The sequence below is a fragment of the Candidatus Methylomirabilota bacterium genome (assembly GCA_028870115.1).
GTDB lineage: Bacteria > Methylomirabilota > Methylomirabilia > Methylomirabilales > Methylomirabilaceae > Methylomirabilis.
On record JAGWQH010000039.1, the window covers coordinates 18,166 to 42,424 of the forward strand.

At 58.6% G+C, this 24,259-nt stretch carries 26 protein-coding genes; 3 read left to right on the forward strand and 23 right to left on the reverse strand.

Annotation, left to right across the window (positions count from 1 at the left end):
- Positions 1 to 21: 21 nt before the first annotated feature.
- A complete protein-coding gene (locus KGL31_04120) occupies positions 22 to 312 on the forward strand; it encodes a Smr/MutS family protein (GenBank protein MDE2321088.1) in 291 nt (96 codons plus the stop codon).
- A 32-nt stretch (positions 313 to 344) separates the two neighbouring features.
- Here the strand turns inward: KGL31_04120 and KGL31_04125 are convergent, their stop codons facing one another.
- The 4 genes from KGL31_04125 to KGL31_04140 all read right to left on the reverse strand — a co-directional run bounded on the left by KGL31_04125 (position 345) and on the right by KGL31_04140 (position 2,497).
- Positions 345 to 1,052: a type 1 glutamine amidotransferase gene (locus tag KGL31_04125; protein MDE2321089.1), complete on the reverse strand. Its 708-nt coding sequence runs from the start codon at positions 1,050 to 1,052 to the stop codon at positions 345 to 347.
- A gap of 190 nt (positions 1,053 to 1,242) precedes the next feature.
- Positions 1,243 to 1,617 carry a type II toxin-antitoxin system VapC family toxin gene (locus tag KGL31_04130; GenBank protein ID MDE2321090.1) on the reverse strand — a complete coding sequence of 125 codons (375 nt, stop codon included), beginning with the start codon at positions 1,615 to 1,617 and terminating at the stop codon, positions 1,243 to 1,245.
- Entirely contained in the window at positions 1,617 to 1,811 is a 195-nt protein-coding gene (locus KGL31_04135; protein ID MDE2321091.1) for a type II toxin-antitoxin system VapB family antitoxin, read from the reverse strand. The genes KGL31_04130 and KGL31_04135 overlap by 1 nt, the downstream gene beginning before the upstream one ends.
- Before the next feature lie 140 nt (positions 1,812 to 1,951).
- Positions 1,952 to 2,497 (reverse strand): HNH endonuclease, encoded by a 546-nt coding sequence (locus tag KGL31_04140; GenBank protein ID MDE2321092.1) that lies wholly within the window; start codon positions 2,495 to 2,497, stop codon positions 1,952 to 1,954.
- 587 nt (positions 2,498 to 3,084) lie between these two features.
- Between KGL31_04140 and thiI the strand changes: the two genes are divergently transcribed.
- Positions 3,085 to 4,284 carry a tRNA 4-thiouridine(8) synthase ThiI gene (thiI, locus tag KGL31_04145; GenBank protein ID MDE2321093.1) on the forward strand — a complete coding sequence of 400 codons (1,200 nt, stop codon included), beginning with the start codon at positions 3,085 to 3,087 and terminating at the stop codon, positions 4,282 to 4,284.
- 36 nt (positions 4,285 to 4,320) lie between these two features.
- On the opposite strand, the gene KGL31_04150 is transcribed toward thiI, so the two are convergent.
- From KGL31_04150 to KGL31_04230, 17 genes are all read right to left on the reverse strand, one after another.
- Positions 4,321 to 4,707, reverse strand: coding sequence for a cytochrome c (locus tag KGL31_04150; GenBank protein MDE2321094.1), 387 nt, complete (start codon positions 4,705 to 4,707; stop codon positions 4,321 to 4,323).
- 266 nt (positions 4,708 to 4,973) lie between these two features.
- On the reverse strand, positions 4,974 to 5,366 hold the full coding sequence (locus KGL31_04155; GenBank protein MDE2321095.1) for a cytochrome c: 393 nt from the start codon (positions 5,364 to 5,366) through the stop codon (positions 4,974 to 4,976).
- A gap of 243 nt (positions 5,367 to 5,609) precedes the next feature.
- Complete coding sequence (gene recO / locus KGL31_04160) at positions 5,610 to 6,359, reverse strand: DNA repair protein RecO (GenBank protein MDE2321096.1); 750 nt, start codon at positions 6,357 to 6,359, stop codon at positions 5,610 to 5,612.
- 7 nt (positions 6,360 to 6,366) lie between these two features.
- Positions 6,367 to 7,287 (reverse strand): GTPase Era, encoded by a 921-nt coding sequence (gene era, locus KGL31_04165; protein MDE2321097.1) that lies wholly within the window; start codon positions 7,285 to 7,287, stop codon positions 6,367 to 6,369.
- Positions 7,265 to 7,795: a diacylglycerol kinase family protein gene (locus KGL31_04170; GenBank protein ID MDE2321098.1), complete on the reverse strand. Its 531-nt coding sequence runs from the start codon at positions 7,793 to 7,795 to the stop codon at positions 7,265 to 7,267. Before KGL31_04170 ends, era begins: the two co-directional genes overlap by 23 nt.
- Positions 7,792 to 8,238 carry an rRNA maturation RNase YbeY gene (ybeY, locus tag KGL31_04175; protein MDE2321099.1) on the reverse strand — a complete coding sequence of 149 codons (447 nt, stop codon included), beginning with the start codon at positions 8,236 to 8,238 and terminating at the stop codon, positions 7,792 to 7,794. Before ybeY ends, KGL31_04170 begins: the two co-directional genes overlap by 4 nt.
- Complete coding sequence (locus tag KGL31_04180) at positions 8,141 to 9,787, reverse strand: HDIG domain-containing protein (GenBank protein MDE2321100.1); 1,647 nt, start codon at positions 9,785 to 9,787, stop codon at positions 8,141 to 8,143. Before KGL31_04180 ends, ybeY begins: the two co-directional genes overlap by 98 nt.
- 11 nt (positions 9,788 to 9,798) lie before the next feature.
- Positions 9,799 to 10,776 (reverse strand): PhoH family protein, encoded by a 978-nt coding sequence (locus KGL31_04185; GenBank protein MDE2321101.1) that lies wholly within the window; start codon positions 10,774 to 10,776, stop codon positions 9,799 to 9,801.
- Positions 10,777 to 11,088: 312 nt separating this feature from the next.
- Positions 11,089 to 12,870, reverse strand: a complete 1,782-nt coding sequence (gene aspS / locus KGL31_04190) for an aspartate--tRNA ligase (GenBank protein ID MDE2321102.1) — start codon at positions 12,868 to 12,870, stop codon at positions 11,089 to 11,091.
- Positions 12,867 to 14,126 (reverse strand): histidine--tRNA ligase, encoded by a 1,260-nt coding sequence (locus tag KGL31_04195; protein MDE2321103.1) that lies wholly within the window; start codon positions 14,124 to 14,126, stop codon positions 12,867 to 12,869. Before KGL31_04195 ends, aspS begins: the two co-directional genes overlap by 4 nt.
- 57 nt (positions 14,127 to 14,183) lie before the next feature.
- The gene (glpX, locus tag KGL31_04200) at positions 14,184 to 15,146 is read right to left on the reverse strand and encodes a class II fructose-bisphosphatase (protein ID MDE2321104.1); all 963 of its coding nucleotides are present in this window, start codon (positions 15,144 to 15,146) and stop codon (positions 14,184 to 14,186) included.
- A gap of 384 nt (positions 15,147 to 15,530) precedes the next feature.
- On the reverse strand, positions 15,531 to 16,436 hold the full coding sequence (locus tag KGL31_04205; GenBank protein MDE2321105.1) for an ankyrin repeat domain-containing protein: 906 nt from the start codon (positions 16,434 to 16,436) through the stop codon (positions 15,531 to 15,533).
- 21 nt (positions 16,437 to 16,457) lie between these two features.
- The gene (locus KGL31_04210; protein ID MDE2321106.1) at positions 16,458 to 17,369 is read right to left on the reverse strand and encodes an ankyrin repeat domain-containing protein; all 912 of its coding nucleotides are present in this window, start codon (positions 17,367 to 17,369) and stop codon (positions 16,458 to 16,460) included.
- Between the two features lie 33 nt (positions 17,370 to 17,402).
- Positions 17,403 to 18,221, reverse strand: a complete 819-nt coding sequence (locus KGL31_04215; GenBank protein ID MDE2321107.1) for an ankyrin repeat domain-containing protein — start codon at positions 18,219 to 18,221, stop codon at positions 17,403 to 17,405.
- Positions 18,222 to 18,407: 186 nt separating this feature from the next.
- Positions 18,408 to 19,319, reverse strand: a complete 912-nt coding sequence (locus KGL31_04220) for an ankyrin repeat domain-containing protein (GenBank protein ID MDE2321108.1) — start codon at positions 19,317 to 19,319, stop codon at positions 18,408 to 18,410.
- Between the two features lie 21 nt (positions 19,320 to 19,340).
- Positions 19,341 to 20,252: an ankyrin repeat domain-containing protein gene (locus tag KGL31_04225; protein ID MDE2321109.1), complete on the reverse strand. Its 912-nt coding sequence runs from the start codon at positions 20,250 to 20,252 to the stop codon at positions 19,341 to 19,343.
- A 116-nt stretch (positions 20,253 to 20,368) separates the two neighbouring features.
- On the reverse strand, positions 20,369 to 21,583 hold the full coding sequence (locus tag KGL31_04230; protein ID MDE2321110.1) for an MFS transporter: 1,215 nt from the start codon (positions 21,581 to 21,583) through the stop codon (positions 20,369 to 20,371).
- A 190-nt stretch (positions 21,584 to 21,773) separates the two neighbouring features.
- Here KGL31_04230 and KGL31_04235 point away from each other — a divergent pair, with 190 nt between their 5' ends.
- Positions 21,774 to 22,004 (forward strand): Lrp/AsnC ligand binding domain-containing protein, encoded by a 231-nt coding sequence (locus KGL31_04235; protein ID MDE2321111.1) that lies wholly within the window; start codon positions 21,774 to 21,776, stop codon positions 22,002 to 22,004.
- A gap of 88 nt (positions 22,005 to 22,092) precedes the next feature.
- Here the strand turns inward: KGL31_04235 and KGL31_04240 are convergent, their stop codons facing one another.
- Entirely contained in the window at positions 22,093 to 23,613 is a 1,521-nt protein-coding gene (locus KGL31_04240; GenBank protein MDE2321112.1) for a leucyl aminopeptidase, read from the reverse strand.
- 186 nt (positions 23,614 to 23,799) lie between these two features.
- Positions 23,800 to 24,259 (reverse strand): proteasome accessory factor PafA2 family protein (locus KGL31_04245; protein MDE2321113.1); only part of this gene is annotated, 460 nt, incomplete at its 5' end.

Consider the following 24,259-nt stretch of genomic DNA (forward strand, 5'->3'; position numbering starts at 1 on the left):
ACAACGGGCCAGGGTGATGCCGTGAGCGCTGCGCCGGAGGAGCCGTTCGAAGAGCCGGTGAAACTTCCCGTCGAGGATGTCCTCGATCTGCACACTTTTGCGCCGAAGGAGATCGCTTCGGTCGTCGAGGAGTATCTGTGGCAGTGCCATCAGGCCGGAATGTCGCAAGTGCGGCTGATTCACGGGAAGGGCACAGGCACGCAGCGGGCGATTGTCCGTCGGCTCCTGATGAACCATCCCGATGTTCTATCCTTTGCCGATGCCCCAACCGAGGCCGGGGGATGGGGAGCGACTGTGGTCCGCCTCAAGTAGGGGCGAAATATGTTTCGCCCCTACGGTTTCGTCTAGCGCAGGTTTTCGTAGAAGCGTGCGAAGAGGATCCGGGCCCACCGATTGAGCTCGTCGATCCTGGCTGGAAGCTGCTCAAGGATCGCACCAGGCCGGATATAGTCCTTGACTCCATCGAGCTCCTGCGTGAAAGTCCTCACCCACTCAGAGACCATCGATGCAGTGACCTCGAGGTGAAATAGCAGGCCATAGACGTGGCGGCCGATCGAGAAGGCCTGGCACTCATAGAGCGTTGATCTGGCAAGGTTGACTGCCCCGGGCGGTGTGTCGAAATACTCGCCATGCCACTCGAACACCTCAATCGACTCTGGAAACCCGCCGAATAGCCGATCATGCCGCGCCGCCATAGTGAGGTGAACCGGGTACCAGCCGATCTCCTTGCGCGGCCCCCGGCGGATCGTTCCGCCGGCCGCTTTGGCAATGAGTTGTGACCCGAGGCAGATACCCAATGTGGGGAAATCGAGTTCCATCGCCTCTTTCAGGAGCCGATCCTCTGTCCTTAACCACGGGTAATCCGCTTCGTCGTTCACACTCATTGGCCCGCCCATGACCAGGAGCCCGGAAAACGGCAACAGGTCGTCCGGCACCCGGTCGCCGTCGTACAGCCTCACCGTCTCCACGGGACGTTGCTGCGCCTGCAGTAGGTCAAGGAAGATGCCAGGAGTCTCACACCCGATGTGCTGGAAGACCAAGAGTGGTTTCATTGCAAAGGGTCTCCATCGCGGAAGGAGTGACCTGCAGGATCTCCGCTATATTTACCGCTTGCCCTCAGCCAGTCGAAGGGCAATGTTGCCAACATGCTCCATGCGTGGTTCGACAGGCCTGAGCATAGGCCCGTCTCCGTCCAACTCGGCAGCGGGATTCTCGCCAAGCCTCATCGGGTTCACGTGGTTGTTAGTGCTCACGATACTGATCAGCAGCGATACGAAGCGCACGTGCCGCTTCGTGGAGGGCCTTATCCTGCGTCCACAGGCGACAGGACGAAAGGAAAGCACCGCCGAGCAGGTGGACATCTACCCAGCCCAAACCACGGCCGGAGAGCTGGTGCTGATCCACGAAACGGAGAAGCTCGTCGTGCTCTGTCACCCGCGCTTGTGGCAGGGCCGCCAACAGGCCGAGGATCTCCCGCCGGTTTCGTAAATGCCCACATGCGAGCTCGCCGATCACGAAGGGGTGGCACACCACATGCCCCTCGTGGAGCAATTCAACGAGCTGCGCCCGGCCTCGGGCCAGATGGTCAACCCACACGGAGGTGTCGACGAGGATCATCAGGCCGCTGAGCGGCGACGGCGGACCGAGCGAAGCGAGCTCTCGGTCCCGCCCAGCTTGGCCAGACGACGAGCACTCTCCAGCGCAATCAGGGCCTCTAGCCCACGCCGGATCAAGGCGGTCTTCTCGCTGATCCCGGTCAACTGCTCAGCCCTCTTCAGGAGTGAGTCATCGATATTGAGTGTGGTTCTCATATGCATCAGTATGCATTAGCCATGCATACTTGTCAAGACCTCGGATAGCGCTAACACGTTTGAGCTCAAGGGCTGCCGGTGCCCGAAGGGCAGAGGGAACCAACAAGCGCCGCTTGTTGGCGGTCCCCTGAAACGAAGGGTTAGGCATGGCGCTCATTACGGCTGGAATTCTCGGAGACCATCCCGGTGAGTTCTTCAATTGATAGAGGAGCATCGCGCCTTCGATGGACCATTCGATGGCAATTGGAGCAGAGCACGGTCAAGTCGTCTTTGGGATTGATGGTAGATGGCTCAGGAAGGGTGGAGATTGGAACGACGTGATGAACTTCAATATAGTTCTTCCCGTGCGCTCCGTATGCAGCCTCAAAATTGAAATCACAGGCTTTGCATGTTGTTCCGTAGATTTTAATTGCAGCCACGCGAAGTTTAAGCTTGCGCTCGAAATATGAAACGAGGCGTGCTTTTCTCGGGCCTGCTATACCGCTTTCCTCTTCCTGCAATCCATCCAAATCAGCAGCAACCTGCTTCCGAAGGGAATGGTCGTCGAAGAACTCGCGGATTCTGGAGATGTCGTCCGAGTGAGTTGTATTCTCCTCAAGTGCAAGTTGTAGTTTGGTTGACCTCGAATCGAGCCAGTCGAACAGAGCGTGGTCAAACTCCGAGGTTCCGTTAATTGCCGGGCGCAATTGCCGACGGAACTTGTCGGAAACGGTCGAATGTGACGCAATGCCTTCTTTCTCAAGTCCCTGACATTTTCCCCCGACATCTGGGGCCTGTAGTGGCCGGCAACATCGCGAAGAACTTCCATGATCTCGTTGATTCGATCACTCATCGTACCTCCCCTTGCTGCCGAACTACTGATTAGCCTAGTCAGGCTATCAGTATTAGGTTGGTCGGCCTATTACATCCTTGGAGCTCCAACGATTGCCGCGATTGTCTAGCCGTTCCAGGGAGTTGTCAAGGGTTTCCATAGAAAACGCGCCTACGTTGGTCCTTGTCACAGGAGGAGGTCATCATGCCGGCCCGTCACCCCGGCGAAAGCCGGGGTCCAGGGCTGGATTCCGGCTTACGCCGGAATGACGAACGGTTGCGGACTCACGGAGAAGCTGGGAGAATCCTTGCCGAAGGTAAGTCTTTTGGGTGCGCCGTGGTGCGGCACTACCGCATGAAGTTTCACTTGCCTTTCAAGCGGCGCCCCACGAGCTCTTTGCGTGCAAGCGGAAATCGATTGCCGATCACAGAGAACGTGCTAGGATGAGCTACTGGAGGAATTATGAAAACTAAAAGCAACGCGATGGCACAACCGCCGGTGAGGGGCGTCCTCATCCATTACCACGAGATTGCACTCAAAGGGAAAAACCGGAGCTTCTTTCTGAAGCAGCTTGAGGCTAATCTCCTGGCGGCCACGCGTGATCTCGACTGTGGCCCGCTCCGGCGACCCGCCGGTCGGCTATTCCTGGAGTTGCGGGAGGAGAGTTCGTGGGAGGTCTTGCGGCAGCGGTTGAGCCGAGTCTTCGGAATTGCGAATTTCGCCCCCGCCTTCACGATGGCGCCCAACCTGGAGTTGCTCGCACAACGGATCGAAGAGGAGGTCTGCAACCGCTCATTTCGCAGCTTTCGCGTGGCGGCCCGTCGTGCCTTCAAGACCTTTCCGCAGACCTCCCAGGAGATCAACGAGATGATCGGGGCCAGAGTGCAGCGTATCCATGGCGCCGACGTCGATCTCACCAATCCGGACCTGACCATCTACATCGAGTTGCTCCCCGCAGAGGCTTTTGTCTACTTCGAGAAGCTCTTGGGCCCCGGAGGCCTGCCGGTGGGGACCGGCGGGACCCTTGCGTGTCTGCTGTCAGGCGGGATCGACTCCCCGGTTGCGGCTCATCGGATGATGAAGCGGGGCTGCCGTATCGTCTTTGTCCACTTCCATAGCCAGCCGTTCGCCGACCGAACCTCACAGGAAAAAGCAATCGAGCTGGTACGCCTTCTCACCCGGTACCAGTTTACCTCTCGCCTCTACCTGGTACCCTTCGGCGAAATCCAGCAGGAGGTCGTTGCTCGCGTCACGGGACGCTTGAGGGTCCTTGTGTATCGACGGCTGATGTTGCGAATCGCCGAACAGATCGCTCAAAAGGAAGGCGCCCAAGCCCTGGTGACCGGTGAGAGTCTCGGTCAGGTGTCGTCACAAACCGTTGAAAACATCGCGACCATTGAACAGGCATCCACCCTGCCGATTCTGCGGCCATTGATCGGCATGGATAAGGACGAGATCACGCAGCAGGCGCAGCAGATCGGCAGCTACGATGTCTCGGTCATCCCCGACCAGGACTGCTGCTCGATGTTCACGCCCAGGCAGGCGGCGACACATACGACTCACCACGAGATCGAATTCGCTGAGCGCCCTCTTGACCTGGACCGACTCACAGCGAAGGCGCGCGCTGCTGCGCACTCCGTCGAGCTGTCGTTTCCCGTCTGAGGCCTGATCTCAGTCCCTCTCTCCGGTTCAGGCGCCTTACTTCTTCGGCTGGTACTTCGGGACAGCCACTGAGCGGATAAAGGCGACGATCTCCTTGATCTCCTTCTCGTTCAGCATACTGCCGTACCCGGTCATCAGCGGACTCAACTTCTCGGCCGCGCTACCATTCTTGATGACATTGATCACTTGCGCGTCGGTTCTGGTATTCATGTACTTGCCGTCCGTAAAGTTCCGCGGCTTGGGATTTAAAGAAGCGGCTGCCAACCCGTCCCCCTTACCTGCTGGACCATGACACGGAACACAAAAGGTCGTATACTTCTCCGGAGCCTTGGGATCGGTATTGGCCGACGCGGCTGTCCAGGCTCCTGCAGAGCCCACGACCAAAACGGTCAGCAGGGTCACTTGAATGGTCGCTTTTCTCACCGTCAATTCCTCCTGTGAAGTGGTTTCCGCTTATCGTATACAGTGAGTAACCAACACTAGATACAAGTTACACTACAAATTGTCCTTGCAAAAAGAACAACGAAGAAGAGGTTAACCTCGCCGAGCACCCCCTTGACCTGGACCGGCTCGTGGCGCGGGTGCACCTGCTGCATACTCCCTTGAACTGCCGTTTCCCGGTTAACTAGGCTACCTGACTTTCAGCAATCAGCGCTCAACCGGCTGAAAGCTGGACGCTGAAGGGTTGCCTAGTACTTCTTTAGCTGGTACTCCGGGATGGCTAGTGAGCGGATAAAGGTGACGATCTCCATGACCTCCTCGTCAGAAAGCTGACCCGCCCACGTTGGCATGAACGAGCTCAGGCCGACCGCCGCGCCGCCTTCTTTGATGGCCTTGATCAACTGCGCGTCAGCCTTGGCATTCATTAACTCGCCGTCCGTAAAGTTTCGCGGCTTGGGATTCAGAGCAGCGGCTGCCGGCCCGTCCCCTCGACCCGCTGGACCATGACACGGAGCACAGAGGATCGTAAACTTCTCCGGAGCCTTGAGCTCGGCGGCGGCCGACGCGGCTGTCCAGGCCCCTGCAGAGCCCACGACCAAAGCGGTCAGCAGGGTCACTTGAATAGTCGCTTTTCTCCCCATCGATTCTTCCTGTGAAGTCGTTCCCGCTCCGCTCATGTAAAGAGTACCAGACATTTTTTACATGTTGCACCCCGGATTATCCTCTGTCAAGAGGAAGTTAATCCCCAGTAGCGCAGATCGCGCAATACGACAATGCTCGCTTCTGCCGGCTATCGGTAAAAGTTGTTAAAGAGGACGGTGTTGCGAGCGTTGAGTCGGAGTCGTTACGAAATGACTGCTGGGAAGCGAGTGCGGATAACAGCCCTATTCAATGAGGTTGAGGAAGGCAACAGACCGAAGTCGTTTGCCGAAGAAGTGGGTAATGCACACTCGCAAGATCTCTTGAAGGTTGGTAATGTGGGGATCGGCCAGAGGCGAAGCGAGTGACTGTTCGAGTCCGCCATGCAGAACCGAGCGCAGGAATTCTACTGATTCCGAAGAGATGGGTAAATGGTCCGGCGCCCGTGAGAGGCACCTGGAGCAGACCAGCCCACCTCGGATCGGGCTGATAGCGAGTTGAGTACCGTGCTCCAGCACAGACCGGCACACCAGGCAGCGATAGAGCTCCAGGAGATATCCGACAATTCTGAGGAGGCGGATCTCAAATGATCTGAGAAGGCGCGGTTCATCATGTAAGACGAGTAGCGTAAGGGCATCTAAAAGCAAGAGAAAGATCTCCTCGTTTGACTCCCCCTCCTCGACGGACGCGCCCGCCAACTCCACAAGGTAGGCCCCCCGGCTTAGCCTCCCCAGATCGTTTTTGAGCCCGGCAAACGGCTCAATAACGGAGAACTCGTTGATCTTGTGGAGAGTCCGGTTGGGCCATTCGAAGAAGACGAGCTGGCCGAGCGTGAACAGCTCGAGGGTTCCGCCATATCGGCTGCGAACCCGCCTTGCGCCTTTCGCCACCGCCCGAATCTTTCCCAGCCGTCGCGTAAAAAACGGAATAATCCGGTCTGCCTCGCCAAGATTGTGTCCGCCGACCACAATCGCTTCGGTTGTCTGTAGCGGCATGGTCCTGTTACGGTTGCAGGTAACCGAGCCGTTTTAGCGACTCATCATCCTTCTGCCAGTCGCTGCGCACCTTGACCCACAGCTTCAGGAAGACCTGGGTGCCGAGCAGCTTCTCAATCTCCGGCCTGGCCGATTCCCCGATTTTTTTCAGCATGGTCCCCCCGCGCCCAATAATAATCGCTTTCTGCGAGTCCTTCTCGACATAAATGGTCGCCTCAACGTCGGTGAGTGCCCGCCCTTCCCGCACTCTGACCTTTTCTACCAACACGGCCACCGCATACGGCACCTCCTGATAGACCGAGCGGAAGACCCGCTCGCGGATCAGCTCGGCAATGACAAACCGCTCAGGTTGGTCGGTCAACTGATCAAGGGGATACAGCGGCGGCCCCTCCGGGAGGTGTTGGACCAGCAGCGACTCGAGGAGCCCAACGTTGTCGCCTTTAGTGGCGGAGATCGGAACGATCTCGGCAAACGGCAGCAGTGTTCGGAAGCGATCGATCGTGGGCAACAGACTTTCTTTCCCAACGAGATCGACCTTGTTGACGGCGAGCAGGATCGGAGACGTGACGCGCTTCAGAATCTCCAGGATCAGCTTGTCGCCCTGGGAGAGCGAATCGGGGGCCTCCACGATCCAGAGGATCAGGTCTGCCCCCTCCAGGCTGTTCGTAGCCGTTTTGACCATCAGCCGGTGGAAATAGCCGCCGGATTTATCAATCCCGGGCGTATCCAGGAAGATTAATTGCGCTCCAGGCAGGCTCTTGATCCCCATGACTTTGGTCCTCGTCGTCTGCGGCCTGGGAGAGACGATCGATACCTTCTGTCCCAACAGGCGGTTCATGAGGGTCGATTTGCCCACGTTGGGGCGTCCAATGATTGCCACGAAGCCGGATTTATAGCTGTTCACATCACACCTGGTGATTCGCGACATCGAACCGATGATCATCTTTGCCTGGACCTGGTTCACTGGAAGGGTTCCGTCCGGGCCGGCGCGGCAAGAGCGCAGTGACAATGGTTCCTCCCAGTCCGATGGCGGTCGCCGCCAGCATGGCCGACTTCGCTGAAAGCGGACTTGCGATGAAGGCGTCGAACAGAGGAGGCGCAAGAATGATGATACCGACAACAGCCGAGACCAACGCAGCAATCAGGACTGCGCCGGCAGCGATATCCTTTGCCCGTCTGGCGATCGGGTGAAGATCGGGCGATACAAGGTCCACGGTCAACTCCACCGCAGTATTCAGAAGCTCAGTGATGACGACCAACGCAATGGCCATGAGCAGCAGTACGAGATCGATATACGGCAACCCCAGCAGCAGCCCGAATAGCGCGACGAGGCCGGTCACGATGATGTGGATGCGCAGGTGGCGTTGCGTTGAGATCGCATCTTCGATTCCCTTTAGCGCACAGCGAAACGGATATAACGACCACACAACGCTTATCTGCCTTCTGCTTCGACGAACGGGAGGCCGAACCGTCTCTCGAGGCGTTTCATTCGCCTCGCCTCTACCGGCGTCTGATGGTCGTAGCCGAGGAGGTGGAGGAGACCATGGATCAGGAGCGCGACCAACTCCTCTTGAAGAGTGTGACCCGCCGCTCCGGCCTGTCGATCGGCTGTTTCGGCCGAGATCACCACATCCCCCAGTAGATGCGGCGAAAGCGCCGCAAATGGCCCCTCGCGCATCGGAAATGACAGGACGTCCGTACTGTGAGCCTTCCCTCGATACTGCCGGTTCAGGCGGGTCATAGCCCGGTCGCCCACCAGCAACAGCCCGCACTCGGCCTCGTTAGCCCCTGCTTTCATGAGGATGGTATCCCCGACCTTTTTTAGAAATCTCGTGTCGAGCTTGATCTTCCTTTGCCGGTTTGTGACCTGTATCGCCATTCGCTCCCCTTTTGCCGGCGAACTCCTCAAAGGCAAACCCTGGATACTCCACCCGTCGGTGGTAGATGCCGCACAGAATCCGAACGAAGTTCTCCTCAATGAGGCGGAGTTCGCTGAAGGTCAGCTCGCATTCGCGGAGTTGCCCATCCGCGAAAATCGCATTAACAATCTTCGCAACCAGCGCCTGAAACCGCCCGGGCGTCCGTTCGGTGAGGGTCCGCGATGCAGCCTCAACGGCGTCGGCCAGCATCAGGATCGCCGCCTCTTTGGTTTGGGGTTTGGGCCCGGGATATCGGAACTTTTCTTCCTGAACCTCGCCCTGGTCGCTTTCTTCTGCGCCCTTGGCCTTGTGATAAAAGAAGAGAATGAGCCTGGTGCCGTGGTGCTGCGGGATCATCTCCAACACCGCCGGTGGCAGGCCATAGGCCCTGCCTAACTCAATACCCGCCTTCACGTGTGATACGATCACCAAACTGCTGAGGCTCGGACCAAGCTTTTCATGCCGATTCCTGACATTCTGTTGATTTTCGATGAAGTATGAAGGCTTGGTGATCTTCCCGATGTCGTGGTAGTACGCGCCCACCCGGCACAGCATGCTATTCGCGCCGATCGCCTCCGCGGCCGCCTCGGCCAGGGTGCCCACCATGATGCTGTGATGGTAGGTACCGGGGGCCTTGAGTATCATCTGTTTCAGGAGCGGATGGTTCAGGTTGCACAGTTCCAGCAATCGAAAATCGGTGGCCACCTCGAACAGGTATTCGAATAGTGGGAGCAGGCCGAGCGACAGAATTGCAACGACCAGCCCGCCGACCAGGCCGCATAGCAGGTGAAAGCCAAGCCGCTCCGTAGACCCGGAGAGCAACGACCATGCGAGAACGGAGTATAGGTTGGCCAGCCCGACAGCTACCCCGGCCTTGAGCAGGATCGCTCGATCTTTCCGACCAACGAGGGCGAAGATTGCGGCAAGGCTGCTCACAAGGCTGTATAGGAAGAAGCGGAATCCGTTAGTCGCCAAGAGAGCGGTAAGAATGCTGATGGCGAGGGCGCCGGCAAAGGCCAGGCGGCTGTTGAAAAGGATCGCCAGCAGCAGGCCTCCAAGGGCGACAGGGATCGAGTATTCGAGGGCGCTCGCAGGTACATTGGGGAGCGTCTGATGAACGGAGGGCAGAAAAAAGTAAAACAAACGGGTAATGGCGACCGTCAACAAGATGACCGATGTGAGCAGGAACAGGCTCTTCGGCTGTCGCAGCGGCTTGGGTTGAAGCGTCCAGATGTACAGGTAGAGGTTCCCGAGTAGGAAGCCGACCAGCAGGCAGATCCCGAGAAGCGTAAGGATTCCCGCCTGGAGTGTCGGTGAAGATGCTATGACGAGGATGATCGCGAGGACAGCCAGACCGCAGAGCGTGTAGAGCGCACCCGGATGGTGCTCAAGGCCTCTGGTGGCCCAATGGAACCAGGAAGAGACTACGCGCGGAGCGCTCAACAGCCGGCGCGCAACCGGCGACTGCACGCCGGCGATCGTACTACTGCCGTTCCTGTAGGGCGCCATCGGGCGCCCTCCTATCGCCCCCCGGCTGGTAACGTGGAGGTCTGGTACAGTTCATAGGCCCTGACAATCTGCTGCACCAACTCGTGTCGCACCACGTCCTCCTCGCCGAGATAGGCGAACTTGATCCCTTCGATCCCTTTCAGAATGCGCTGTACCTCGATCAGGCCGGACAGTCTGCCGGTAGGTAGATCGACCTGGGTGATGTCTCCCGTGATAACGGTCTTTGAACCGAAACCAAGGCGTGTCAGAAACATCTTCATCTGCTCCGAGGTTGTGTTCTGGGCCTCGTCCAATACAATGAACGAATCGTTCAGGGTCCGGCCTCGCATGAAGGCCAACGGGGCGATCTCGATGGTGCCCATCTCGATCAGACGGGTAACACGTTCCAGCTCGATCATGTCGTAGAGCGCATCGTACAGGGGTCGAAGATAGGGGTTAATCTTGTCGTAGAGCGTGCCAGGAAGGAACCCCAACTTTTCCCCCGCCTCCACGGCGGGCCGGGTCAGAATGATCCTGTTGACCTCGTGCTTCAAGAGAGCCGACACAGCCATCGCCATGGCCAGATAGGTCTTACCGGTTCCGGCCGGCCCGATGGCAAAGACGATATCGTGGTGGCGGATGGCCTCGATGTACCATCGCTGGCCGGGACCCTTCGGTCGAACCGGCCGCTTCTTTGACGATACCTCGATCAATTCACCCTGGATCCGCTTGAACTCCTCCTCCTCTTTCTTGATGAAAAGCCGAAGGGCCAGCTTCACGTCCTGTGGCGTCACGCGCTCGCCGCGCGTCAGTTGCGAGATCAGCTCCGATACGACCTGCTCCCCCACCGCCACATCTGACGCCTCACCCTGGATGCTCACGAGGCCGTTTCGGGCAACCAGTTTGATCTGCAACGCCTCTTCGATGAGCTTCCTGACCTCGTCCTTACGACCAAACAGTTGCTGGATCTCTTCCCCGATGGGTAAGGAGACCTTCGTTTCCGGTCGAATCTGGTCCCTCGTCATCTCCCCGCTTCACTGCTCATCACTCAGCGTTCAGCTATCAGCCATCAGCAACTTGCGACCCTTTTGTCGCTGAATGCCGCTCCCTTGTTCTACACTCAGCATATTCCCGTCCCGCAGCCCTGTCAACATCACCACCCGTTCATGCGCTTGTCATTGCGAGCGACCAACGGGAGCACGGCAATCTCACCGTCGTTGTTCTGAAGGACTGTGAGATTACTTCGGCTTCGCCTCGCAATGACGCGCGGGACTTTCGGAGCAATAACACGAGCGACTTCGCTGACGGCTGAACGCGGCTTCTCAGTCCAGATCCAGTTTAATCTGCAGATCTCTGAGTTGCCTTGCGTCGACAGGCGAGGGGGCCTGCGTCATCAGATCCTGCGCCTTTTGGGTCTTGGGGAAGGCGATGACATCCCGGATCGAGCCGGCCCCCGCGAGCAGCGCGATGACCCGATCGAAGCCGAAGGCGAGCCCACCGTGGGGTGGGGCGCCGTACTCAAGCGCCTCCAGGAGAAACCCGAACCTGGCCTTCGCCTCATCCGCGCCGATGCCAAGCGCGCCGAACATCCGGCTTTGCACATCCCGGCGGTGGATCCTGATGCTGCCGCCGCCCAGCTCCTGCCCGTTTACGACCAGATCATAGGCCTTGGCGCGGATGCTTCCGGGGTCGGCGTCAAAGAGCGGCAGATCCTCGTCTAACGGCGCCGTAAAGGGGTGATGCATCGCCTGCCACCGCCCTTGCTCGGGATCGTATTCAAGGAGCGGGAAGTCGATAACCCAGGTGACCGCCAGCGCGCTTTCGTCGATCAGTTTCAACTCTCGGCCCAATTTGACTCGGAGACGCCCCAGCGTCTCAGCCGCCGTCTTGACCCGATCGGCGACCAGCAACAGCAGATCCCCCTTCTCCCCTTTCAGTCGCTCAGCCAGGCGCGTAAGGATGATCGGCCCGAGGAATTTGGCCAGAGGCGACTGGATCCCATCCGCGGACACCTTGAACCAGGCCAAACCTTTGGCCCCGAACCCTTTGGCGCAGTCAACCAGCCCATCGATCTGTGCCCTGGAAAATGAGGCGCACCCCTTGACATTCATCCCCTTGACCACGCCGCCTCCCGCAATCGGCTCGGCAAACGCCTTGGCCTCAACCCCGCGCAATATCTCGGTCAGATCGGCAAGTTCCATCCCGAACCGGGTGTCCGGCGCATCGAGGCCGAACCGGTCGATCGCCTCGGCATACGTCAGTCGCGGAAAGGGTCTGGGTAGGGAAGGTTTGCCGGCCGCTTCGAAGAGCGCCGCCACCAGCCCCTCCGTCACACTCAGCACATCCTCTCGATCCACAAACGACATCTCCATGTCGATCTGGGTGAACTCCGGCTGCCGGTCGGCCCGCAGATCCTCGTCTCGAAAGCACCTGACGATCTGATAGTACCGGTCGATCCCCGCGACCATGAGAAGCTGCTTGAAGAGTTGAGGCGACTGCGGCAGGGCGTAGAACTCCCCGGGGTTCAGCCGACTGGGGACCAGATAGTCCCTGGCCCCTTCGGGCGTGCTCCGGGTCAACATAGGGGTCTCTACCTCAACAAACCCATGTCGGTCCAGATAGCCATGGACCGCCTGGCTCGCCTTGTGACGCAGGCGCAGGTTACGCACCATCGACTGGCGACGGAGGTCCAGGTATCGATACGTCAGCCGAATCTCCTCAGCGACATCGGTCTGCTCCTCAATCGGAAAGACCGGCGGCTTGGCCTCGTTCAGGATCTGCGCCTCCTCTACCACAACCTCGATCGCCCCGGTGGGAAGCAGAGCGTTTGCGGTTCCCGGCGGGCGGGCCTGGACCCTTCCGCGAATCGCTACCACAAATTCAGCGCGCATCCGTCGGGCCACCTCATGAGCCTCCGGGTGATGCTCGGGGTTGAAGACCGTCTGGGCAATTCCTTCGCGATCCCGAAGATCGATAAAGATAAGGCCGCCATGGTCGCGTCGCCGATGCACCCAGCCCATCAGCACCACAGAGTTCCCGAGATGATCCTGGCGCAACAGACCACAATACTCCGTCCGTTTGAGGCGTCCCATACTCGCGCTCACACCCCCTCCAGTCCCATCAGGTGCTCGACGATCTGATCCAGCGCCACGGAAGTCTGGTCCGCCTTCACCATATCCCGCAGCGTCGCCTGGCCCTGCCTCAGTTCCTCGTCGCCCAGGATCAGGCAGTACCGGACTCGCTCCTTATTGGCCTGGCGCATCTGGCCCTTAAGGCTGCGCGCCTCGAGATCCATCAGGCCGCGTATGCCGTGACGACGCAATTCCTGCAGGAGCCCCATCCCGGTCCGCTGCGCCGCCTGCCCTATGGTCGCAACGTAGACCCCTTGCAGGACGCCCTCCTCCAGAACCGACGGAAGCGAGGCCATGACCCGCTCCAACCCCACCGCGAACCCCATTGCCGGGATAGAGGGCCCGCCCATCGCTTCGATCAGGCCGTCATAGCGCCCGCCGCCGGCCAGGGCATTTTGAGCGCCGAGACGGGGATTGATCACCTCGAAGGCCGTTTTCGTATAATACTCAAGGCCACGAACCAATCGCTTATCGATGGTATAGGGGATCTTCAGGAGATCCAGCAGACCCCGAACCTCGGCGAAATGCGCGGCGCAGGCTTCACAGAGGCTCTCAAGCGGCTTCGGCGCCTCCTCCACCAGGCGCTGGCAGCCCTCCTGCTTGCAATCCATGATCCGGAGCGGATTGCGCTTCAGCCTCCCCTGACAATCCGGACAGAGTTCCGACGACCGATCCGCCATATAGCGGGAGAGGCGATCCCGGATCGTGGGCCGGCACGCAGCATCACCGATTGAGTTCAGGCGAAGTTGCAGATCGGGAATCCGACACTCCTCCACCATGAGCGCCCACAGGAGGTCGATCACCTCCGCATCCACCGCCGGCTGGTCGGAGCCGATCGCCTCTACACCGATCTGATGGAACTGCCGGTAGCGTCCGGATTGCGGCCGTTCCCGACGGAACATCGGGCCGAGGTAGTAGACCTTCACCAGGGGAAACTGGCCAGCCATCTGATGTTCGAGGTAGGCTCGGACAACCGGCGCGGTCCCTTCGGGTCGAAGCGTGAGACTCACGTCACCCTGGTCGGTGAAGGTGTACATCTCCTTCTCGACGATGTCGGTCCCCTCGCCGATGCCGCGGATAAACAGCTCGGTTCGTTCGAAGGCGGGGGTCCGGATTTCCGTGTAGCCGTAGCGCTGCAGGAGCGAACGAGTTGCCGCTTCTACGCGCTGCCACCTCGCAGACTCCTGAGGCAGGAGGTCCGGCGCCCCCCGTACACCCTTGAACTTCATGCTGATAACGGATCGCCGGCTGATAGCTTGCCGATCAAAGAAATGCTCAATGCGGGCCTATGAAACCGTCTTCCGGTCGAAACGGAGGGTTGATTCGATAAAGCGGATGGTCGCGGATCTCGAGCGCATCACAAGGGAGTGGGTCTGGGCTCCTCCGCCGAAGAAGCGCACTCCTTTTAGGAGATCACCATCGGTGACCCCGGTTGCGGCAAACATGATGTCGATCTCTCCCCCGCCGGTCAGATCGGAGATCGTAAATACCCGGCCCAGATCCCGGATCCCCATTCTCAGCGCCAGCTCTGCTTCCTCCTCCGTTAGCGGCTTCAGGCGACCCTGCATGTCGCCTCCTATACACTGAAGCGCCGTCGCCGCGATCGCGCCTTCTCGCGCCCCTCCGACCCCCATGAGGACATCGACGCCTGTCCCTTCGAATGCCACCGCTATGGTGGCGGAGAGGTCGCCATCCTGAATGAGTTTAATGCGCGCACCGATTCCGCGGACTTGTCTCACCAGTTCGGCATGACGAGGTCGGTCAAGGATGACCACCGTGATATCCTCGACGGAACAGTTCATTGCTTCAGCAATGGCGCGAAGGTTCTTCTCGGGAGGGGCGGTGATATCGATCGCCCCGGCGGCCTTGGGCCCGACGGCGATCTTTTCCATATGGGCATCCGGCACCTGGCGCAGCGACCCCTTCTCAGCCGCGGCAATAACGGAGATGGCATTCGGTCGGCCTTGGGCCACGATCGCCCCGCTTTCAACGGCGTCAAGCGCTATATCCACTTGAAGGGCATCGCCCTGGCCAAGGACCTCTCCGACGTAGAGGGTTGGCGCCTCACCGTGCTCACCCTTACCGATAACGATGGAACCCCTGAAGCTGACGTTATCGAAGGCATGGCGCATGGCGTCGATCGCAGCCTGCTCAGCCGCGCTCGGATTGCCCAACCCCATCCAACGAGCCGATGAAATGGCGGCCATCTCGGTCGCCCGCACTAACTCAAGCGCCAGGTTTCGGTCCATCGTCTCTCTCTTTTCTGTCACCGCGAAGCTGCGAGCGGTTCAATGCTGTTCGTTCGCGCTCCACATCCCTAAAGTCGACAGGAGTATAGGAAATACGCGGGATCGAGTCAAGCCCAACTCCTGCAGTTGCCTTCACCGAGAAGCCGTAAGACCTTAGCCTGCATTATTCATGAATGTCTGGTGTTCATTTATACATGCCTATACTACCAGTGAAATGAGCGAGATGGGCTTTGACACCATGTCGATCCCGGTCTTCAGGGTCATGCTATGCGAAGGCTGTATTGTCGCTCCGCAGCGAAGACTGCAAATAAGATTGGGCCGCCTTCATGAATAATGCGGGTTAAGCTGCCTACAGCCGCCGTTTAAGCCATACCGGACATCTTTCTAATCTTCGCACGCGCCGTGCTTCTCGAGCAGCTCAGCAACCTTCGTATCCCCATGCCACAAGGCATACTTCAGGGCTGTCCCGCCGTCGCTGGCTTTGACGTTCACCTCGGCACCTTTATTGAGCAGCAGCTCGACAATCCCGGTATGCCCCTTGCCGGACGCATACATCAGCGCCGTCACGTTATTATTATCCCTTATGTTCACCTCAGCACCTTTATTAAGCAGCAGCTCTACCACCTTGGAACGTCCATGCAAGGCCGCGCGTATGAGGGCGGTTCCGCTATCTTTATTGCGGGCGTTCACGTCGGCGCCTTTGGCGAGCAACTGCTCTACAACCCCGGTATGGCCATTCTCGGATGCGCATATCAGGGCGGTCGCACCGACCTTATTACGGGCGTTCACGTCGGCGCCTTTGGCGAGCAACTGCTCTACAACCCCGGTATGGCCATTCTCGGAGGTCATGATCAGGACCGTCGCGCCATTGGCAGCTCTCGCGTTTACGTCGGCGCCTTTGGCGAGCAACTGCTCTACAACCCCGGTATGGCCATTCTCGGACGCATACATCAGGGATGTGAAGCTGTCTTTATCCTTCGCGTTCACGTCGGCGCCCTTGTTGAGCAGGGCCTTCGCAATCCCGGCATGTCCATGCCAGGACGCGCGTATCAGAGCGGTCAGGTCATTATTGTCTCTCGCGTTCACGTCGGCGCCTTTGGCGAGCAGTAATTCCGCAATCCCGGCATGTCCATGCCAGGCCGCATGCATAAGGGCTGTCCAACCTTCTCGATCTCTCGCATTCACGTCGGCGCCTTCAGCGAGCAGACGCCCGACTTTTTCTGCCTCACCGGATTGGGACGCCTCGATAAGCTTTCCACTACCCCCAAATATTGAGCCTAGGAAACCCATAGAACCTCCTTGCGGTCTTTTTTAGCGTACTCCGTGCTTCTCCAGCAGTTCAGCAACCCTGGAATGCCCGTTCGAGGATGTATACATCAAGGCTGTCACACCATCATGATCTCTTACGTTCACATCGGCGCCGTGATGGAGCAACAGCTCTGCAACCTTAACATGGCCATTCGCAGAGGCCCGTATCAGGGCGGTCCCGCCATCACTCGCCTTGGCGTTTACGTCGGCGCCGTGATAGAGCAGGACCTCAGCAACCCCGGCGTGCCCATTTAAAGAAGCCCGTATCAGAGCGGTCCCGCCATCATCAGGCCTGGCGTTCACATCGGCGCCGTGATGGAGCAGCACCTCCGCAACCTCGGTATGGCCATTCCACGCCGCCCGCACCAGGGCGGTCCCGCCATTAAGGTCTCTCACATCCATATCCGCGCCACCACGCAGCAGCACCTCCGCAACCTTGGCATGGCCATTCCACGCCGCCCGCACCAGGGCGGTCCAGCCCCATTTATCTTTCGCGTTCATATCAACACCGTGATTGAGAAGCACCTGGACGGCTTCAGCATGCCCATGCCAGGCCCCTCGCATCAGGGCGGTAAAGCTGTCTTTATCATGAGCGTTCACATCGGCGCCGTGATTCAGCAGCAGCTCTGCAACCTTCGTATGCCCGCGCCAGGCCGCGCGCATCAGGGCGGTCCCGCCGTTATTGTCTCTCTCGTTCACATCGGCGCGGTGATGGAGCAACAGCTCTGCAACCCCGAAATACCCCAAGAAGGACGCATGTATCAGAGCTGTCCAGCCGTATTTGTCCTTCGTATTGACATTGGCGCCTTCGGCTAACAGCCTCTTGACTTTTTCGGTATCCCCGGATTTAGACGCCTCGATGAGCTGTTCACCAAGCTTCCCACTGCCCCCAAATAATGAGCTCAGCAAACCCATATCATCTCCTTCTCATGCGTGGGACCAGGCATCTTATTTTGTGAGCGCGTTATGCCTTTCCAGCAGTTCAGCAATCTTAGAAGTCTTATTGCGCGATGCATACATCCAGGCCGTCCCCTCCATATTATCCTTCGCGTTGACATCGGCACCTTTATTGAGCAGCAGCTCTGCCACCCTGGCGTGCCCATGCCAGGCCGCTCGTATCAGGGCGGTCCCTCGATTGTTGTCCCTCGCGTTCACATCCGCGCCGTGATTGAGCAGCAATCCCACTACTCCTGCATGCCCATGCCACGCCGCACGTATCAAGGCGGTCGCGCCATCCCTCGCCTTCGCATCCACATCAACACCTTTGGTAAGCAGCAACCCTACAACCGCGCCATGCCCTTTCTCCGCCGCCCGTATCAGGGCCGTAACGCCATTCGCAGCCTGCGCGTTCACATCGGCACCCTGAGCAAGCAGCAGCTCCGCAACCTTACCGTGTCCGTGCCAGGCAGCGTGAATCAGAGCTGTCCAGCCGTCATTATCTTTCACATTCATATCAGCGCCTTTCGCGAGCAGCAGCCCCACAACCCCGGCATGCCCATGCTCGGACGCATGCATCAGTGCGGTCGTACCATCGCCGGCCTTCGCGTTGACGTTGGCGCCTTTGGTGAGCAGCAGTTCGGCAACCCCCGTATGCCCATGCCCGGCCGCATGCATCAGCGCGGTCGTACCATCTCTGTTGCCCGCGTTCACGCCGGCGCCTTCAGCGAGCAGGCGCTTGACCTTTTCGATGTCGCCGGACTTGGACGCCTCAGTGAGCCGTTTCCCCAGCTTATCTTCGGCTTCAAAAAATGAGCTGAAAAATCCCATACAACCTCCTCTCAACCCTCCAGCCCTTCCGTCCAGTCCGGCAAGCAGCCACTGTCGAACCCCCGCCAGGATGCCGGATTTGAGCCGGCCGTTCTAAATTTCGAGACCTTACAGCACGAGCCTGTACGAGTCACGTACATGGCCCAATTGAGACATTACCATGAGCGGTACCGGCAGAGCTTGGTCTCAGCGCGCCGTGTGGCCTTCCAGCAGGTCAACAATATTCTGATGCCCATTTCCAGACGCATAGTATGCGGCTGTACCACCTTTACTGTCCCTGGCCTTGGCATCGGCGCCGTTATTGACCAACAGCTCCACAACCTTGATGCGCCCATACCACGCGGCATGCATCATGGCCGTACTGCCGTCTTTCGCCTGCGCGTTGGCATCGGCGCCGCGATCGATCAGTAGCTTGACGATCCCGAATTGCCCTTCTGCAGCCGTGCGCATCAACGCTGTCCAGCCCTGTCTGTCTTGTGTGTTAATATTGGCGCCTCGATCGAGCAGCAGCTTGACGATCTCAGAATGACCCTTCCCGGACGCGGTAATCAGGGCTGTTCCGCCGTCTTTCGCCTGCGCGTTCACATCGGCGCCGCGATCGAGCAACAGCTTGACGATTTCAAATTGTCCTTCCGCGGACGCGATGATCAGGGCTGTACTGCCGTTGCTCGCTCTGGCCTCCATATCGGCATCCTTATTGAGCAGCAGCCGTACAAACTCGGCATGCCCCTTGTCGGACGCATACATCAGGGCCGTCCAGCTATGTTGATCGCTCACATTCACATCAGCACTCTTATGAAGCAGCCGCTCTGCAACTCCCGCATGCCCGTGCCACGAGGCATGCATTAAGGCTGTCCAGCCATTGTTGTCTCTCACATTCACATCGGCATCTCGATTGAGCAACAGCTCTACAACCCCGGTATGCCCATGCCGAGAGGCATGCATTAAGGCTGTCCATTCCTCCCTATCTCTCGCGTTCACATCGGCGCCTTCGGCCAATAAGCTCTTGACTTTTCCGGTATCTCCGGATTCAGACGCCTCGATAAGCTGTCCACCAACCTTCCCGCTACCCCCAAATATTGAGCCCAGGAAACCCATGTATCCTCCTTCGTCTTGTTCTTAGCGCGCCCCGTGCTTCTCCAGCAGTTCAGCTACCTTGGAATGTCCACTCGAAGACGCATGCATCCTGGCCGTCTGGCGATCATGATCCTTCACGTTCATATCAGCGCCTCGATTGAGCAGCATCCCTACAATCCTGGCACGCCCTCTCTCAGCCGCATAGATCAGGGCCGTACCGTCCTTGTTGTCTTTCGCGTTCGCATCAGCACCATGCTTAAGCAGCAGCTCTACCACCCCGGAATGCCCTCTCCACGCCGCGCGGATCAGGGCAGTCGCGCCACTATGATCATTCGCATTCACGTCAGCGCCGTACTTGCGCAGCAGTTCTACCGCCCCGGCATGTCCATTCCACGCCGCACGCATCAGGGCAGTCCAGCCGTCTTTATCCTTTGCGTTCACGTCGGCGCCGTGCTTGTGCAGCAGTTCTACCACTCCGGAACGCCCGTGCCCGGCGGCATGCATCAGAACCGTCCAGCCGTCTTTATCCTTTGCGTTCACGTCGGCGCCGTGCTTGAGCAGCCGCTCTACGATCTCGGAGTGCCCATGCCCGGCGGCATGCATCAGAACTGTCCAGCCGTTATGATCCTTCGCGTTCACGTCGGCGCCATGCTTGAGCAGCCATTCTACGACGTCGGCATGCCCTTTCCAGGCCGCACGCATCAGGGCGGTCCAGCCGTTATGATCCTTCGCGTTCACGTCGGCGCCATGCTTGAGCAGCAGTTCTGCAATCTTGGAACGCCCATGCCAGATCGCATGCATCAAGGCGGTCCAGCCATGTTTATCGCCCGCGTTTATGTCAGCGCCTTCAGCTAACAGGCTCTTGACTTTTTCGGTTGTTCCAGCCTTAGATGCTTCAATGAGTTTTTTACCAACCTTCCCGCGGCCTTCAAATAATGCGCTAAAAAAACCCATATAGCCCCCCCCTTTTTTCACATCTTATATCTGCCCGTCTATCGGACCGCTGAGGAGATCCGGCGTAATCGCTATCTCTACCGCCGACATGGGCATCGAGTCATGATGACGTTCGTCTACGCTTCCGAAGCTGTAGGCGACCGCAATATGTGAGCTCTATGTCGAACACACAATAATACAAGAAACGTCGTCATCGCAATTGCCGAAGCTAAGAGGTAGATCAGCCGATAGCCGAACTGCTCTGCGATAATTCCGAATATAAACGACGCAAGCGCATGACCCAGCAACATCGCAGTGCTGAACGCGCCGATGGATCGTCCACGCCCTTCCGAGTCCGCCAAGTCAATTGTGTAGGCGCTCAGGGCCGGAAAAAGCAAGCCATGCGCCATTCCGGTAAGCGTCCCGACCAACAGCAGACCAATCAGAGAGCCGAGCCAGACAAGACCCAGGGTGCCCGATCCCATGAGCAGCAGGGCAGGAAGAATGACGCGCTGACGCCCCCATCGGTCAGATAGTCTACCACACGCCAACCGGATGCCGATCGCAGCGACGCTGTACGCAATATAGAATCCACCGATGTGCGATAACCCAGCCTGTGTCGCGTAGGTCGGCAGGAATACAAACACCGTCCCGGAGGCCAAACCGAACACTAGGGAGAGGAGAATCGGCGGGAGGATACGCACCGAGGGGATCAAGAAAACGAGGCCTGAGGAGACAGATTCGCGGGGCGTCGATGAGAGGTTACGAAACGTAAGGCTGGCTAGAAGGCAGGCGGCTGCGGCGACAGCAGCAGTCAAGAAAAATACCGAATACCCCGCACGATGGATCACTTGCTCCCCGAGAGCGGGGGAGAGCGCAATCGTGATAAGTCCGGAGATCCCGAAAAGGCCCACCGCCTCCCCGCGACGGCTCGACGGAACGATATCAGCCACCAGCGTCAGATTTGCAATATAGAAGGTCGAGTACGCCATACCCTGCAGGATGCGAAAGAGAACGAACCGCGCATCCATGTGGGTCGAGAACGCAAAGCCGACCGCGGCCAGCATCCCCAATGTCGATCCCAGCAGCAGAAATCGCTTGCGCTCGAAACGGTCAATAAGGGCTCCGGCTAGTGGTTGCCCAAGAATGGCCGCAAGGCTGTAGCTTCCCATGACCCAACCGATCTGCGACTCGGTCCCGCCAAGCGTCTTGATGTAAAGGGGAAGCAGGCTGAAGGCATTGAGGCTCGCGAAAAAGAAAAAATTGGAGAGGCAGGCGATAAAGAAGTTGAGGCTGGAAATCGTATCGTCGACAGAGCCATCCCGCTCCTGACGAGCCCGGTTTGACAACATTACGAGTTGACTCTTACCTGATCGATCCATCTGCGTACAGTCAGCCCCCTATCTTTCTCCTTGTGTAGTATTGAAATATATCGTATACATACGTCCAGTCAAGATCGTTCGCCTGCCAGATTGAGCCACTGACCAAAGCATGATGGTAGCCAGAGGCTCTTGGCCAATTACCCACAAGGAGGGATGCGCGATGACAACCACTGCGTACGTCCTGATCGAAGGTGCATCGGATCAGACGGCCAACATCGTAAAAGCGTTACAGAAAATAAAGGGGGTAAAGTCGGCTCATGCCGTGACCGGACCCTACGACGTCATCGCGTGCGTTGAGGCAACCGATGTCGGTACAGTTGGGACAGTTGTCCTCTCGAAGATCCGCACCTTGAAGGGCGTCATGCGAACAGTGACCTGCGTCGCCGTCTAGAATCCCCCCAAAGTTCAGGAGTGTGGCGGGTAGACTCATACCCTTCCCATCACTGCATTTCCATCCATTACCACCCACTACTCTTTTTTCAACTCTTCCCAGTCTCGTCAAAGCTCATCGCGAAATAGATCAGGGTGCGGACCATCGCTCCAGTTGCCCCCTTCACCTGATACCCGCAGTCCTTCTCGGTCTGCGAGGTTCCCGCGATGTCCAGGTGAACCCACGGAGTCTTCCCGACAAAGTTGGCCAGGAGCTTCGCGCCCGTAATCGGCCCGGCCTTTCTGCCGCCGATATTCTTCATATCCGCGCAGTCGCTCTTGATCTGTTCACCGTACTCGTCATCCATGGGCAGTTCCCAGATCTTCTCGCTGGCCGCCTCGCTGGCCTGCTTCACCCGCTGCATCAGTTCCGGGTTATTGGTAAACGCACCGGTTCGAACCGACCCGAGAGCGATAACGCACGCCCCCGTCAATGTCGCCACATCAACGAGATGGGTAATGCCCCTGTCGCAGGCGTAGCACAAGGCATCAGCCAGGATCAGTCGCCCCTCGGCGTCGGTGTTGATCACCTCGATTGTTTTGCCATTCATGGCCTTGACGATATCCCCAGGGCGCTGGGCTGTTCCGCTGGGCAGGTTCTCGGTCGCCGGCACGATGGCTGTCGCATCCACCGGCAGCTTCAACTCCGCAATCCCCTTGATCGCTGCGAGGACCACCGCCCCGCCGGCCATATCGCCCTTCATCGCCTCCATCCCCTCGCTCGGCTTGATTGAGATTCCTCCGGAATCGAATGTGAGCCCTTTGCCCACCAGACCGAGGCGTGGACCGGTCCCTTTTCCTTTCTTCCCCTTGTAACTGACCTCAATCAGCTTCGGGGGCTCCTGGCTGCCCTGAGCCACTCCCAGCAGCGCCCCCATACCGAGCTTCTTCATATCGGCGCGGTCCAGGATTTTGATGGTGAGCCCAGACCCGCTCGCCATCGTCTTGGCCCGTACTGCCAGTTCCGAAGGGGTCAGCGTATTCGCCGGCTCATTCACCAAGTCGCGGGCAAAGCTCACGGCCTCAGCCAGGATCCGGCCGCAACGCACCCCCTCCTGCATTGTGGAGACCTTGGCGCTGTCGCGCTCCAGCAACGTCAGCTTTTGCACGACCTTCTCCCCGTTCTCGTCCGGTTTCTTATATTTATCAAATCGATAGAGGCCCAATAACGCTCCTTCAGTCACCGCACATGCCGCCTGGCCGGCGTCCAGCCCTCCGATACCGGCGCCGTGAACGATGGACCCCACCGTCCGCGCCCCCACCCCGCGCAAATAGCGCATCGCCTCCGCCGAGGCCGAGCGTACCCGATCTAGGGTAAACTCCTCCTGCTTGCCCAGTCCAATCACCAGAACCCGGGTTACCGGAAGCTGCCCGGTAGTATGCAGCAGGAGCCGCTCATGCAGTTTGCCTTTGAACTCCTGCCGGCGGATGGCGGCGGTGATCGACCCGCCGAGCGCTTGGTCCACTGCGCCGGTCGCCCCGCCGGGACGCTCCGCCCCCTCGAAGAGATTCACGATAAGCGTATCCCCTTTATAGGACAGCAGATCCTGTGCCTTGATCTCTACCTTCACTCGATCACTCCTTTCAAAGGCCACACCCACCTCGATGGCGCAAAAATAGGAGGGATGGCGACTGTGCCACCCCTCTCTCTTCGCGCCACCGTCGGTACGGCTATCCTCTCAGTGATTCTCCATCCCTCTATATCCCCATACCGGCATTCGGCGGACCGAGTCAGGGCGAGTGAAACCCGCCCCTATTTACGACAAACCGATCAGCTCATCCACACGCGGATCCCAGGGCTTGAACGGATCCTTACAGAGAATGGTACGCTGATACCGATCGTTCAGCTTCAGGTAACTCCAGCCCACATCGTACGACTTATTCTTCTCATTTGCGTACTTGATAAAGTCGCTTCGCACCTTGGCCCTGGTCGTCTGCGGCGGCGTCGTCATAGCCGTCTCGATCTCATCCTCCGTAATCACTCGATCGATCAACTCGTCCTGCAGCATGAGATAGTACAGCCCGCGGGTCCGCTTGATGTCATGATACTGCAGATCCAACATGAAGACGCGCTGGTCGTCGAAGGAGCAGCCCTTGCGGTTGATGTAGGAGGTGATGAGCCCGTGCTTGATGACCCAGTCCAGTTCGCGGTTGAGCGTCATCGGGTCCTCGGCGAGCTTGTCCAGGACATACTGCCATTTCTCCAGCAGGTCGGCC

Bases quoted from the DNA above. Each gene is read 5' to 3' on its own strand.
- KGL31_04180 (MDE2321100.1), bottom strand. From the start codon at position 9,787: ATGGCGCCCTACAGGAACGGCAGTAGTACGATCGCCGGCGTGCAGTCG.
- KGL31_04210 (MDE2321106.1), bottom strand. From the start codon at position 17,369: ATGGGTTTGCTGAGCTCATTATTTGGGGGCAGTGGGAAGCTTGGTGAA.
- KGL31_04230 (MDE2321110.1), bottom strand. From the start codon at position 21,583: ATGTTGTCAAACCGGGCTCGTCAGGAGCGGGATGGCTCTGTCGACGAT.
- KGL31_04235 (MDE2321111.1), top strand. From the start codon at position 21,774: ATGACAACCACTGCGTACGTCCTGATCGAAGGTGCATCGGATCAGACG.
- KGL31_04130 (MDE2321090.1), bottom strand. From the start codon at position 1,617: ATGATCCTCGTCGACACCTCCGTGTGGGTTGACCATCTGGCCCGAGGC.
- KGL31_04205 (MDE2321105.1), bottom strand. From the start codon at position 16,436: ATGGGTTTCCTAGGCTCAATATTTGGGGGTAGTGGAAAGCTTATCGAG.
- recO (MDE2321096.1), bottom strand. From the start codon at position 6,359: ATGCCGCTACAGACAACCGAAGCGATTGTGGTCGGCGGACACAATCTT.
- KGL31_04135 (MDE2321091.1), bottom strand. From the start codon at position 1,811: ATGAGAACCACACTCAATATCGATGACTCACTCCTGAAGAGGGCTGAG.
- KGL31_04225 (MDE2321109.1), bottom strand. From the start codon at position 20,252: ATGGGTTTTTTTAGCGCATTATTTGAAGGCCGCGGGAAGGTTGGTAAA.
- KGL31_04155 (MDE2321095.1), bottom strand. From the start codon at position 5,366: ATGGGGAGAAAAGCGACTATTCAAGTGACCCTGCTGACCGCTTTGGTC.
- thiI (MDE2321093.1), top strand. From the start codon at position 3,085: ATGAAAACTAAAAGCAACGCGATGGCACAACCGCCGGTGAGGGGCGTC.
- KGL31_04195 (MDE2321103.1), bottom strand. From the start codon at position 14,126: ATGAAGTTCAAGGGTGTACGGGGGGCGCCGGACCTCCTGCCTCAGGAG.
- KGL31_04125 (MDE2321089.1), bottom strand. From the start codon at position 1,052: ATGAAACCACTCTTGGTCTTCCAGCACATCGGGTGTGAGACTCCTGGC.
- glpX (MDE2321104.1), bottom strand. From the start codon at position 15,146: ATGGACCGAAACCTGGCGCTTGAGTTAGTGCGGGCGACCGAGATGGCC.
- KGL31_04220 (MDE2321108.1), bottom strand. From the start codon at position 19,319: ATGGGTTTCCTGGGCTCAATATTTGGGGGTAGCGGGAAGGTTGGTGGA.
- era (MDE2321097.1), bottom strand. From the start codon at position 7,287: ATGTCGCGAATCACCAGGTGTGATGTGAACAGCTATAAATCCGGCTTC.
- KGL31_04215 (MDE2321107.1), bottom strand. From the start codon at position 18,221: ATGGGATTTTTCAGCTCATTTTTTGAAGCCGAAGATAAGCTGGGGAAA.
- ybeY (MDE2321099.1), bottom strand. From the start codon at position 8,238: ATGGCGATACAGGTCACAAACCGGCAAAGGAAGATCAAGCTCGACACG.